Annotated in this window: 14 protein-coding genes; all 14 read left to right on the top strand. The window is 47.1% G+C overall.

Annotated elements, in window-relative coordinates:
- Positions 1-90 precede the first annotated feature (90 nt).
- The gene (locus BUR42_RS14200) at positions 91-1,665 is read left to right on the top strand and encodes a flexirubin biosynthesis tyrosine ammonia-lyase FlxA (RefSeq protein ID WP_074239859.1); all 1,575 of its coding nucleotides are present in this window, start codon (positions 91-93) and stop codon (positions 1,663-1,665) included.
- A 23-nt stretch (positions 1,666-1,688) separates the two neighbouring features.
- The gene (gene fabG / locus BUR42_RS14195) at positions 1,689-2,417 is read left to right on the top strand and encodes a flexirubin biosynthesis SDR family reductase FlxB (RefSeq protein WP_074239858.1); all 729 of its coding nucleotides are present in this window, start codon (positions 1,689-1,691) and stop codon (positions 2,415-2,417) included.
- Positions 2,418-2,480: 63 nt separating this feature from the next.
- Positions 2,481-3,701, top strand: a complete 1,221-nt coding sequence (locus tag BUR42_RS14190; RefSeq protein WP_074239857.1) for a beta-ketoacyl-[acyl-carrier-protein] synthase family protein — start codon at positions 2,481-2,483, stop codon at positions 3,699-3,701.
- Positions 3,702-3,821: 120 nt separating this feature from the next.
- Positions 3,822-4,079 carry an acyl carrier protein gene (locus tag BUR42_RS14185; RefSeq protein ID WP_074239856.1) on the top strand — a complete coding sequence of 86 codons (258 nt, stop codon included), beginning with the start codon at positions 3,822-3,824 and terminating at the stop codon, positions 4,077-4,079.
- Positions 4,079-4,960 (top strand): LpxL/LpxP family acyltransferase, encoded by an 882-nt coding sequence (locus BUR42_RS14180; RefSeq protein WP_074239855.1) that lies wholly within the window; start codon positions 4,079-4,081, stop codon positions 4,958-4,960. The genes BUR42_RS14185 and BUR42_RS14180 overlap by 1 nt, the downstream gene beginning before the upstream one ends.
- A gap of 30 nt (positions 4,961-4,990) precedes the next feature.
- Complete coding sequence (locus BUR42_RS14175) at positions 4,991-5,413, top strand: hotdog family protein (RefSeq protein ID WP_200798258.1); 423 nt, start codon at positions 4,991-4,993, stop codon at positions 5,411-5,413.
- 11 nt (positions 5,414-5,424) lie between these two features.
- Positions 5,425-6,063: a hypothetical protein gene (locus BUR42_RS14170; protein WP_143197446.1), complete on the top strand. Its 639-nt coding sequence runs from the start codon at positions 5,425-5,427 to the stop codon at positions 6,061-6,063.
- Positions 6,064-6,087: 24 nt separating this feature from the next.
- On the top strand, positions 6,088-6,513 hold the full coding sequence (locus BUR42_RS14165; protein ID WP_074239852.1) for an acyl-CoA thioesterase: 426 nt from the start codon (positions 6,088-6,090) through the stop codon (positions 6,511-6,513).
- A complete protein-coding gene (locus BUR42_RS14160; protein ID WP_074239851.1) occupies positions 6,510-7,619 on the top strand; it encodes a beta-ketoacyl-[acyl-carrier-protein] synthase family protein in 1,110 nt (369 codons plus the stop codon). Before BUR42_RS14165 ends, BUR42_RS14160 begins: the two co-directional genes overlap by 4 nt.
- A 22-nt stretch (positions 7,620-7,641) precedes the next feature.
- Positions 7,642-8,709, top strand: coding sequence for a class I SAM-dependent methyltransferase (locus BUR42_RS14155; RefSeq protein WP_074239850.1), 1,068 nt, complete (start codon positions 7,642-7,644; stop codon positions 8,707-8,709).
- A gap of 23 nt (positions 8,710-8,732) precedes the next feature.
- Positions 8,733-9,983 (top strand): NAD(P)/FAD-dependent oxidoreductase, encoded by a 1,251-nt coding sequence (locus tag BUR42_RS14150; protein WP_074239849.1) that lies wholly within the window; start codon positions 8,733-8,735, stop codon positions 9,981-9,983.
- A complete protein-coding gene (locus BUR42_RS14145) occupies positions 9,976-10,590 on the top strand; it encodes a beta-ketoacyl-[acyl-carrier-protein] synthase family protein (protein WP_074239848.1) in 615 nt (204 codons plus the stop codon). Before BUR42_RS14150 ends, BUR42_RS14145 begins: the two co-directional genes overlap by 8 nt.
- Positions 10,591-10,595: 5 nt before the next feature.
- On the top strand, positions 10,596-10,859 hold the full coding sequence (locus BUR42_RS14140; protein WP_074239847.1) for a phosphopantetheine-binding protein: 264 nt from the start codon (positions 10,596-10,598) through the stop codon (positions 10,857-10,859).
- Positions 10,856-12,046 carry a beta-ketoacyl-[acyl-carrier-protein] synthase family protein gene (locus BUR42_RS14135; RefSeq protein WP_074239846.1) on the top strand — a complete coding sequence of 397 codons (1,191 nt, stop codon included), beginning with the start codon at positions 10,856-10,858 and terminating at the stop codon, positions 12,044-12,046. The genes BUR42_RS14140 and BUR42_RS14135 overlap by 4 nt, the downstream gene beginning before the upstream one ends.

The following is a 12,046-nucleotide window of genomic DNA, read 5'->3' as shown; positions in this document are numbered from 1 at the left end:
TAAAAATTTTATAAGGGATATTTTAAGTGATCCATCTTTATATTATTTTTGAGCACTTTTTTACATAAACAAATTATATAATCTAAAATAATGGTCGTACTAGGAAGTAAGGTGCTTTCTTTGGAAGAGGTGCATAGGGTTTTGTTTGAGGGAGAGGAGCTGGTTTTGGATAAAGCAGCCGTACAAAATGTGAATGACAATTTTGAATTTCTTAAAAAATTCTCCTCTAAAAAACTCATTTACGGTATTAACACGGGATTCGGACCCATGGCACAATACCGCATCAGTGAAGACGACACCCATCAACTGCAATATAACCTGATCCGCAGCCATAGCTCCGGAGCCGGCAAATGCCTGGCCCCGGTGCTCACCAAAAGCCTCATGATTGCCCGTTTGAGCAGTTTCATGCAGGGTTTTTCCGGCGTACATACAGATGCGGTACACCTGCTGAAAGACCTCATCAATCATAATATCTACCCCTGCATTTACGAACATGGGGGAGTAGGTGCCTCCGGCGACCTCGTGCAACTGGCTCACCTGGCCCATGCATTGATCGGCGAAGGCAATGTATTATATGAAGAAGAGATCCGCCCCGCGGCAGAAGTATACGCACAACTGGGTCTGAAACCGATTGATATCCATGTTCGGGAAGGCCTGGCCATCATCAACGGAACCTCTGCCATGACGGGTATTGGCCTGGTGAACATCATCGAGGCCCGCAAACTCCTCCTCTGGAGCTGCGCCCTGTCCAGCATGATCAATGAAGTGGTGGAAGCCTTTGACGATCACCTGAGCTATGAACTCAACGTGGTGAAGAAACACGTAGGCCAGAACAAGATCGCGGAAATGATGCGCGGTATGCTCAAGGGCAGCAAGATGATCCGCCACAGGCCTGATCACCTTTATAAAGAACTGGAAGAAGAGATCTTTAAAGATAAAGTACAGGAATATTATTCTTTGAGATGTGTACCCCAGATCCTGGGCCCCATTTACGATACCCTCACCCATGCAGAGACGGTGGTAGTAGGAGAGCTGAATTCCGTGAGCGATAACCCCGTAGTGGACCATCGCCACCAGAATGTATACCACGGCGGTAACTTCCATGGTGATTACATTTCCCTGGAAATGGACAAAGTGAAGATTGCCATCACCAAACTGTCTATGCTCAGCGAACGCCAGCTGAACTACCTCCTGAACGATAAGCTGAACCACAAGTTCCCGCCGTTCATGAACCTCGGCAAACTGGGCTTCAACTTTGGTATGCAGGGTGTACAGTTCACGGCCACTTCCACCGTTGCAGAGAACCAGACGCTGAGCTTCCCCATGTATGTACACAGCATCCCGAATAATAACGATAACCAGGATATTGTGAGCATGGGATGCAACGCAGCACAGATGACCTACAAAGTGATCGAAAATACTTTCGAAGTACTCACCGTACAGGTGATGACCCTGCTGCAGGCAGTGGATTACCTGAATTGCCAGGACAGGCTGGGAGCTTTCTCTTCCCGGATCTACCAGGACATCAGGGCTATTTTCCCTAAATTTATTGAAGATGCTCCCCGTTATGCAGATGTACAACGCATCAAAGCATACCTGATGCGCAACGAACCAATGGTGGCCGTGGAACCGGTAACAGAGAAAAGACATAAAACATCCGTGTAAGCCTAAACGAAAAGAATAATAAGATGAAATTTGCTTTGATAACAGGAGGTTCCAGGGGGATAGGAAGAGCAGTATGTATTAAACTGGCGGAACAGGGATATAATATCCTGATCAATTATAAAGGAAACACCGCAGCAGCAGAAGAAACCCTCGCAGCCGTGAAAGCGAAAGGTGTGGAAGGAGAACTGCTGAAGTTCGATGTAGGGAATTTTGAGGAAGTGCAAACCGTATTAGGCGGCTGGATAGAGAACAACAAGGAAAAACAGATAGAAGTACTGGTGAACAATGCTGGTATCCGGGAAGATACCATGATGTTCCAGATGAGCAATGCCCAATGGAAAGGAGTGCTGGATGCCAGTTTGGACGGATTTTTCTACGTTACCAAACAAGTGCTCACCGGCATGCTGATCAAACGTTACGGCAGGATCATTAACATGGTATCCCTGTCTGGTTTGAAAGGAACACCCGGCCAGGTGAACTACAGCGCTGCAAAAGCAGGCCTGATAGGAGCTACCAAAGCATTAGCACAGGAGATCGCCAAAAGGAATGTGACCGTGAACGCCATTGCGCCAGGTTTCATCAAAACGGACATGACGGACGGATTGCCCGAGAAAGAGTTATCTGCCATGGTACCCATGCAACGATTTGGTACGGCAGAAGAAGTGGCGGAAGCAGTGGCATTTTTTGCATCACGTGGTGCATCATATGTAACGGGAGAGGTCATGAACATTAATGGCGGCCTCTACTCCTGATCATCTTAATATCATAAATTACGTTGGCCCGCAGCAATTTGGCGGCTTTTAAGACTATAACGCATGAACAGAGTCGTGATTACAGGTACAGGTATTTACTCCTGCATTGGTAAAAACCTTGAGGAAGTTCGGGAATCCTTATTCCACGGACGTTCCGGCATTGTGCTGGACGAGGAGCGCAAGCGTTTCGGATATCGTTCCGGACTCACAGGCAATATGTCCCGCCCTGAATTAAAAAGCCTGCTGGACCGCAGGGCAAGGATGATGATGCCGGAGCAGGCGGAATATGCATATATCTCTACCCGCGAAGCATTAGCCCAGGCTGGTATGGACCAGGATTACCTGGATAAGAACGAGGTGGGCATCCTCTTCGGCAACGATAGCTCTGCCAAACCCATCATCGAAGCCACCGATATCATGCGTGCAAAAGGAGATACCATGCTGGTAGGCTCCGGTTCCGTGTTTCAGACCATGAATTCCACCGTGAACATGAACCTGGCCACAATTTTCAAATTAAAAGGGATCAACTTCAGTGTCAGCGCAGCCTGCGCCAGTGGCTCCCATGCCATTGGGCTCGGCGCCATGTTCATCCGCAACGGCATGCAGGATGCCGTGATCTGCGGCGGGGCACAGGAAGTGAACTTATATGCCATGGGAAATTTTGATGCCATCGCTGCTTTCTCAGTAAGAGAAGACCAGCCGGCCAAAGCTTCCCGTCCGTTTGACCGTGACCGTGATGGGTTAGTACCCAGCGGGGGAGCAGCCACTGTGATCCTGGAAAGCCTGGAATCAGCCAAACGCCGTGGTGCCACCATCCTGGGGGAGGTGCTGGGTTATGGTTTCTCCAGCAATGGCGCTCATATTTCCAATCCCAGCGTGGAAGGCCCTATGCGTTCCCTGGAAATGGCCCTCCGGGAATCCGGGCTGATGGCTTCAGATATTGGCTATATCAACGCCCATGCTACTTCTACACCGGCAGGCGATGCCAGTGAGGCCAAAGCCCTCGATGCTGTATTCGGCAGTTGCAGAACACCGATCAGTTCCACCAAAAGCATGACAGGGCATGAGTGCTGGATGGCAGGGGCCAGCGAGATCGTTTACTCTATGTTAATGATGCAGAACGACTTCATTGCCCCCAATATCAATTTTGAGAATCCGGACGAAGATTCCGCCAAATTAAATATCGCTACGGATACAATTAATAAAAACTTTAATATATTTTTGTCTAATTCTTTTGGCTTTGGGGGCACAAACTCCTCTTTGGTTGTCAGGAAATGGCAATAATTAACAAAGAGAAGGGCGGGAAAGGGAATTTATCTAATTTTGTAGAAGCTTCCCCACAAAAGAATATAACGGAACGCTGCTAGTATTGCCTAATCAACCTATATCTGGAACACAAGATTTATGGAAATTAACGAGATCATCACACAAACGAATGCTTTTTTAGTGGAGGAATTTGAAGTTGCTCCCGAAAGCATCACCCCCGAGGCTGATTTAAAGGCCACGTTGGAATTGGACAGCCTGGACTATATAGACCTGGTAGTAGCCATTGAGAGCAACTTTGGATTTAAAGTTAAACCCGAAGACTTCCAGGGCATTGTTACCTTCCAGGATTTCTATGATTACGTAGTAGCCCGTGTTAAACAAAAAGAACTGGTATAATGCCTTCCTGGCAAGGTAAGTCCAAAGGAAATAAGCTGGGGTACAGGATCTTTATTGGTGTATTGCGTTATGGAGGAGTGCAGCCGGCTTATTTTCTCCTGAGATTTGTTGCATTTTACTACTGCTTGTTCTCCTACCGCTCTTCCCGATCCATTTTTCAGTATTTTCACCGTAAAATTGGCTATAACCGCTTCCGCGCCCTCATCAGTGTGTACCGGAATTATTATGTTTTCGGGCAAACGTTGCTGGATAAGGTGGTGGTAATGGCAGAACTTCCAAACCCTTTCACATTTGAATTTGACGGGGAACCTCACTTGCATGATATTGTATCCGGCGGGAAGGGAGGAATTTTGCTAAGTGCCCATCTCGGGAACTGGGAGGTAGCAGGGCATTTGTTCAGCCGGTTGCAGACCCGTATCAATATTGTGATGTTCGACGGAGAGCACCAGCGGATCAAAAGTTACCTGGAAGGGATCACGGGGGGAAGAAATGTGAATGTCATTGTTTTAAAAGACGACTTATCGCATATTTACGCCATCCACGATGCGCTGAGCAAACAGGAGCTCGTATGTATGCATGCAGATCGTTTCCTGGGAGGGAACAAAACCATGGAAATGAACTTCCTGGGAGAGCCCGCACGCTTTCCCATTGGTCCGTTCCTGTTAGCATGTACTTTCAGGGTACCTGTATCGCTGGTATTCGCATTTAAGGAAACCACTAACCACTACCACCTCTATGCCACGGAACCTGCGGTTTACCAGAGTCCAAGGCAGGGCGGAGTGGAAAAAGCTATTCAGGACTTTGTGCTGGTGATGGAAGAGAAAGTGAAAAAGTACCCGTTGCAATGGTTTAATTATTACGATTTTTGGTCCAAAGATTAATATTCCTTTAACCTGATAACAACCCGAACATTGATCAATACAGGAGATATTACAGAATACATTCCGCAACGTCCGCCGATCGTGATGATCAGCCGTTTGATGGAAGCTGGCGAAAAGAACATCCGCACAGAACTGGATATTGCGGCGGATAATGTATTTGTGGAAGATGGTTTGTTCATGGCACCCGGGTTAGTGGAGAATATTGCGCAGACCGCTGCCGCACGCATAGGATATCTGGCCAAAAAACATAATGTACCTGTTCCTTTAGGGTTTATAGGGGCTATCCAGAATTTACACGTTATAGAGTTACCCGCAGCCGGTACTACCGTAGAATCTGAAATAGTGATAGAACATGAAGTATTTAATGCCACCGTCATAAAGGGCACTGTGAAACAGAACGGTAAACTGATGGCGGAATGCGATATGAAGATTTTTGTGTCCCAAAATAAATAAAACAAATGAATATGAAGCAAGTAGTAATGCCCCTGCTGGCAATGGTTTTGAGCGTTTCAGCCGTAAACGCACAAACAGCGAAAGATGTGTTTGACAAAACCCAAAAGATCACCTATCTGGGGATTGATTTTACTAAAACAAAACTGATCGGCGATGCCGCCGCTAAAACAGACCAGATCGTTGACCATAACCTGAAAAGTATTAATCAGAAAGTGGTGAACGAAAGTAAAAAGTTCGATATCGCAGGTGCTTTCAAAAGAGATGAAGTGTCTACCGATATCGGCCCTGTTAATAAACGTAACGATAAGATAGATCCTGATAAGATCCTGTCTGATAACTCAGATGACTACCAGGCCCTGAAACCGGAAGATGTAACTGCCCTGGTGAAAGGTTTTGACTTTGGTGGTAAAACCGGCATTGGCCTCCTGTTTGTAATGGAAGGTGTAAATAAAACGAAGAAGGAAGTATCCATGTTCGTAACACTGATAGACTTGAAAGCCAAAAAAGTATTGTTCACAGACCGCGTAACAGGCCCTTTCAATAAGATCGCCTTCGGTTTCGAGAACACATGGCTGGGCGGTATTGCTAATGCCATTGATAACATCGAAAAGAAGAAATATAAAGAGTGGAAGTCCTCCTACGGGGAATAATTCATCATTAGTATAAAATTTTACATGCAACCTGTATTGAGCGAAAGTGCTGAAGTGCTGATCCGGTTTAATGAAGCAGATCCTCTTGGAATAGTATGGCACGGCCATTATATCCGGTATTTTGAAGACGGCAGAGAAGCCTTTGGCAGTAAATACAGGTTGCGTTATCTCGATATTTTTGAACATGGGTACACCGTGCCCATTGTAAATGTGGAATGTAATTACAAACGCTCGCTGCGTTACGGGGATACTGTAGTGATCGAAACCCGCTACGTGCCCTGCGAAGCTGCCAAGATGCGTTTTGAATATACCCTCTACAATGCTGCCACTAAAGAAGTCGTATGTACAGGTTCTTCTGTACAGGTTTTCCTCGATAAACAGGAGTCAGCGCTGCAATTAACAGTACCTTCCTTCTTTAATGAATGGAAAAAACAGTGGGGACTGATATGATGAACGTATTTGTAGCGGCAGATAATATTATTTCACCACTCGGTGCGGATTCGAAAACGAATTTTGATCGTTTGCTGAAAGGCGACAGCGGTATCAGCCGTCAGCCGGAAGGTTATTTTGCAGCTGCCATCCCCGGCGAATTTAAACAACAGGGATATACGAAATTCGAACAGCTGCTCATCAGCAGCATAACAGATGCTTTATCCGGAACAAAGATCAGCCTCCTGAACAGCCGCACCGCTTTTATTGTTTCCACCACTAAAGGCAACATTGCTTTGATGGAACAGGGGCAGACAGAAAAACTGCGGCCACTGCAATTATATGCCACGGCAGATAAAGTAGGGGAATACTTCTCCGCAGTAAGCAGGCCCGTGGTAGTGAGCAATGCCTGCATTTCCGGGTTACTGGCTTTGCTGATAGGCCAGAGGATGATCCGTTCAGGCCAGTACGATCATGCAGTAGTATGCGGAGCGGATGAGCTCACGCAGTTTGTATTATCCGGCTTCCAGTCGTTCCAGGCAGTGAGCGATGCTCCCTGCAAACCCTTTGATGCCAACCGTAAAGGGATCACGTTAGGAGAGGGCGCAGCCACTGTAGTTTTAACGAAGGATACATCATTATTGCCGGAAGGTGAAGTCATTTGTTTAGGCGAAGGCGCATCCAGCAATGATGCCAATCATATTTCAGGCCCTTCCCGTACAGGAGAAGAATTGTCCGGCGCCATCACAAAGGCCATCCGGCAAAGCGGCCTGCAACCGCAGGACATTGGTTTTGTTTCTGCACACGGTACCGCCACTTTGTATAACGATGAGATGGAAGCGAAAGCATTCCATCTTTCCGGTTTACAGGATGTACCCGTGAACAGTCTGAAAGGTTATTACGGCCACACCTTAGGTGCGGCTGGTTTGATAGAAGCCATCATCGGCATGCACAGCATGCTGGCAGGCGTAGTGATCCCCACCGCAGGATTTGAATCTTCGGGGGTAAGCGTGCCTTTGATGTTGAGCAGTCAGTTAGCACAAAAGCCCATGAAGCACTACCTTAAAACCACTTCCGGTTTTGGAGGTTGTAATGCCGCCATGGTGTTTAGTAAAGTGAAATTGTAAATTTTTAAAAGCGAGATCAGCAATGGATTTTTTTAACAAGGAAACGAAAACCGCATTACAGGCAAAAGAACAGGCACTATGGCTTGCATTTGCACCAATCGCCTTCCAGGCATCCAAGGCCCTCCGCGACCTGGGTATCCTGGATGTGGTGGACAAAAGTGGCCAGCAGGGCGTTACAATTGAAGAGATCCTGGAAAAGATAAAACTCTCCCGTTATTCTGCGAGAGTATTACTCGAAGCAGGTCTTGGCCTGGAAATGCTGATCGTGAATGATAAAAAATATACCCTTACCAAAACAGGGTATTTCATTTTGCACGACACGCTGACCCGTATTAATATGGACTTCTCGCATGATGTATGCTACAAAGCCATGTATCACCTGCAGGATAGTTTAACAGAAGGCAGACCTGCCGGCCTGAAAGAACTCGGCCCATGGAACACCATTTACGAAGGGCTTTCCATTATGCCGGAACCCGCAGGTACCAGCTGGTTCAACTTTGACCATTATTATTCAGACCTTGCTTTCCCTTCCGTATTACCCATCGTTTTTGAACAGCAGCCTAAGAACCTGCTGGATATTGGTGGTAACACCGGCAAATGGTCTATGGCCTGCGCCAAATACAACCCGGATGTACATGTTACCATCATGGACCTTCCCGGCCAGGTAGGCTTAGCCAAAAAGAACATCACAGAAGCCGGTCTGAGCGACCGCATCTCTTTCTTCGAAACAAATATCCTGGACGAAAGCTTGCCCTTTGCGAAAGGTTTTGACGTGATCTGGATGAGCCAGTTCCTGGATTGTTTCTCAGAAGCAGAGATCATCAGCATCCTGCGCCGTTGCAGGGAAGCATTGAATGATGGCGGCAGCATCTTTATCCTGGAACCTTTCTGGAATAAACAACAGTTTAAATCTGCTGCATTCTGCCTGCAGCAAACCTCCCTCTACTTTACGGCGATAGCAAATGGTAACAGCCAGATGTATCATACCGATGATTTCTATAACTGTATCCGTGCCGCGGGGCTGGATGTGGTGATGGAAAATCACAAAGTAGGCTTGAGTTATACTTTATTGAGATGTACTAAAGCATAAAGAAAAATTCAAAATCCCATAGTATGCAAACTGAAAAAGTGGATGTGCTTGTAATCGGCGCTGGTCCTTCCGGATCTGTTGCCGCATCCATTATTAAAAAGGCGGGCTATTCTGTAAAAGTGGTGGAAAAACTGAAATTCCCCCGCTTTGTGATCGGTGAAAGCCTGCTGCCACGTTGTATGGATGCTCTTACGGAAGCTGGTTTCATAGATGCCATTTCCGAAAGAGGGTTTCAAAAGAAGTTCGGTGCCAAGTTCGTTAAGAACGGTGCCGTGTGCGACTTCACTTTTGAACAACAACATACGCCGGGCTGGACCTGGACCTGGCAGGTACAACGGGCGGATTTTGATAAAACGCTTGCGGACACTGTAGAAAAAATGGGTGTTCCCGTAGAATACGAAACAACTGTAACAGATATTAAATTCAATGGGTCTGATTCTGTAACAACAGTAGAAGATATCCATGGTAATAAAAAACAGATAGAAGCACGTTTTATTGTAGACGGCAGTGGCTACGGCAGGGTGATCCCCAAACTCTTCGGTTTGGATAAACCTTCCGTACTCCAGTCCCGCAAAGCGTTATTTGCGCATACAATGGACGTTCGCCGCTCCATGGCAGATGAGCCCAACCGTATTACAGCTGTTGTGCACAAAAAAGGGGTATGGATCTGGATCATCCCATTCTCTACCGGCATCACCTCCGTAGGTTTTGTGGGAGAACATGGTTTCCACAATGAATACCCCGGTACAAACGAAGAGCAATTCCGCGCGATGCTGGAAGCGGAACCCTACACCCGCGAGCGTTTCAGGGATGTGGAATTTGTGTTTGAACCAAGGGTGCTCGAAGCATGGTCCGCCACCACAGATAAATTCTATGGAGATGGATTTGTGCTCACCGGCAACGTAACAGAATTCCTGGACCCGATCTTTTCTTCCGGCGTAACTTTGGCTACAGTTTCCAGCCAAACGGCTGCCAAACTGGTGATCAAAAAATTACAGGGCGAAGAAGTGGATTGGGAGAAAGATTATATGGAACCCACCATGCAGGGCGTGAATGTATTCCGTTCCTACGTAATGGCATGGTATGAGGGTACGCTGGATACCATTTTCTTCAGCAAGAACCCTGATCCCGTGATCAAACAACAGATCTGTTCCGTACTGGCAGGTTACGTCTGGGACCAGAGCAATCCCTATGTGAAGAATCACGAGGAAGCACTGAAAAGACTGGCCCGCCTGATTGAACTGACGGAGAAGTTAAATACACCCGGTGAGTAACGCAAACGCATATATCACTTCCAGTTGCATTATCCGTAACAATACGGTAGTGAAAAATGGTGCTGTGATACTGGAAGAAACCGGTACGGCACTGCCGGAATTCCTGCGCAGCCTGTACGATCGTTTCAGTGGCCAGTACCCGAAGTTCCACAAGATGGACCTGCTCAGTAAACTGGGCTGGGTAGCTACGGAAGTATTACTGCAGAACATGCCCATGGATCAATACATGCCGGAAGATACCGGTGTGATCCTGGCAAATACCAGCAGCAGCCTGGATACAGACGAACGTTATTATGAAACCGTTCAGGAAATTGCCAGCCCTGCTTTGTTCGTATACACCCTCCCTAACATTGTGATAGGAGAGATCAGTATCCGGCATAAGCTGAAAGGAGAGAACGCATTTTTTATAACAGAGGAATTTGATATTGAATTTATAACCGGATATGTGCAGCAATTACTGGATACCGGCGCCATGAACGCCTGCATCTGCGGCTGGGTAGAACAATACCACACCGCGTACGACGCTGCATTGTATCTCATTGAAAAGAACAGCCGTGGTATGGCTACGCCATTCACTGCGGAGAGCATTAGAAAATTGTACTTATAATTTATATGGAAAAGTTGATGGCAGATCTGAAAGCCCAGATCATTCAGCAATTGAATTTGCAGGAAGTAAAACCGGAAGATATCGGGAATGACCAGCCTTTGTTCAGAGAAGGATTGGGACTGGATTCGATTGATGCTTTGGAACTGATCGTGTTATTACAACAACACCATGGTATCCGAATCGCAAATCCCGAAGATGGTCCGAATATCTTTTATTCCGTGCGTACCATGGCAGAATACATCACCGCTGAAAAAGCTAAAACTGCATGAGTAAAGGTGTGTGGATAGCAGGTGGCGGCGTGATCTGCGGCATTGGGGAAAACCTCGGTGCCTGCCTGGATGCATTTGAGAAAATGCAACCGGGAATGGCTACCATGCAATACCTGCATTCTGTGCATGCCCAAACCTTCCCTGTAGTGGAAGTGAAGGCAAGCAATGCAACCTTAGCTGAACGTGCCGGCATGCCTGCACATTGGAGCAGAACAGCACTGTTGAGCATGATCGCAGCAAAAGAAGCGATAAGGTCTGCAGGCATCGGTGAGCTGAAACAATACCGCAGCGGACTGGTGTCAGCAAATACCGTAGGAGGGATGGACAAAACGGAACACTTCATGGAAGCGTTCCTCACGGACCAAAGCAAAGGCCGTTTGAAAGAAGTAGTACATCATGAATGTGGTAGTATAACAGAACTGGTAGCAGATGCCTTAGGTATCCGCCACCATGTATCCACTATCAGCACGGCCTGTTCTTCCGGCGCCAATGCATTGATGTATGGCGCACGCATGATACGCAGTGGCATGCTGGATGTAGTGATAGCAGGAGGTACGGATGCCCTCACGCGTTTTACGCTCAACGGTTTCAATACCCTCATGATCCTGGATCAGCAGAAATGCCGGCCATTCGATGATACACGTACCGGCCTGAACCTCGGTGAGGGCGCAGGATATGTGGTATTAGTATCTGATGCCGTTGCGGAGAAAGTGAAACCCTGGTGTAAGCTCAGTGGTTTTGCCAACGCCAACGACGCCTATCACCAAACAGCCTCATCGCCGGAAGGGATAGGGAATTATAAAGCCATGCAGGGAGCACTGCAAATGGCTGCACTGGAACCTGCGGATATTGATTACATCAACCTGCATGGCACCGGTACACAGAATAATGATAGTTCGGAAGGACTGGCCATAGAAAGATTGTTTGCGCCGGCATTTCCACCTGTAAGCTCTACCAAGAGCTTTACAGGGCATACACTCGGTGCAAGCGGTGGAATTGAAGCGGTGTTTGCGGCATTAGCCATAAAAGAAGGTATCATTTATCCGAATGCACAGTTCACCACGCAGATGAAAGAACTGCCGTTTAAACCGGCTACCACTTTCTCCCGGGGGAATGCAATCACACATGTGATGTCTAATTCATTCGGATTTGGCGGGAATTGTTCCAGCCTTGTTTTTTCAAAGTAG

Source organism: Chitinophaga niabensis, assembly GCF_900129465.1.
GTDB lineage: Bacteria > Bacteroidota > Bacteroidia > Chitinophagales > Chitinophagaceae > Chitinophaga > Chitinophaga niabensis.
This window is presented reverse-complemented; position numbering and strand designations above follow the sequence as displayed.

What these genes read in the sequence shown, in the direction of transcription:
- BUR42_RS14170 (WP_143197446.1), top strand. Translation starts at nt 5,425, where the DNA reads ATGAAGCAAGTAGTAATGCCCCTGCTGGCAATGGTTTTGAGCGTTTCA.
- BUR42_RS14200 (WP_074239859.1), top strand. Translation starts at nt 91, where the DNA reads ATGGTCGTACTAGGAAGTAAGGTGCTTTCTTTGGAAGAGGTGCATAGG.
- BUR42_RS14150 (WP_074239849.1), top strand. Translation starts at nt 8,733, where the DNA reads ATGCAAACTGAAAAAGTGGATGTGCTTGTAATCGGCGCTGGTCCTTCC.
- BUR42_RS14140 (WP_074239847.1), top strand. Translation starts at nt 10,596, where the DNA reads ATGGAAAAGTTGATGGCAGATCTGAAAGCCCAGATCATTCAGCAATTG.
- BUR42_RS14160 (WP_074239851.1), top strand. Translation starts at nt 6,510, where the DNA reads ATGATGAACGTATTTGTAGCGGCAGATAATATTATTTCACCACTCGGT.
- BUR42_RS14135 (WP_074239846.1), top strand. Translation starts at nt 10,856, where the DNA reads ATGAGTAAAGGTGTGTGGATAGCAGGTGGCGGCGTGATCTGCGGCATT.
- fabG (WP_074239858.1), top strand. Translation starts at nt 1,689, where the DNA reads ATGAAATTTGCTTTGATAACAGGAGGTTCCAGGGGGATAGGAAGAGCA.
- BUR42_RS14165 (WP_074239852.1), top strand. Translation starts at nt 6,088, where the DNA reads ATGCAACCTGTATTGAGCGAAAGTGCTGAAGTGCTGATCCGGTTTAAT.
- BUR42_RS14155 (WP_074239850.1), top strand. Translation starts at nt 7,642, where the DNA reads ATGGATTTTTTTAACAAGGAAACGAAAACCGCATTACAGGCAAAAGAA.
- BUR42_RS14185 (WP_074239856.1), top strand. Translation starts at nt 3,822, where the DNA reads ATGGAAATTAACGAGATCATCACACAAACGAATGCTTTTTTAGTGGAG.
- BUR42_RS14180 (WP_074239855.1), top strand. Translation starts at nt 4,079, where the DNA reads ATGCCTTCCTGGCAAGGTAAGTCCAAAGGAAATAAGCTGGGGTACAGG.
- BUR42_RS14190 (WP_074239857.1), top strand. Translation starts at nt 2,481, where the DNA reads ATGAACAGAGTCGTGATTACAGGTACAGGTATTTACTCCTGCATTGGT.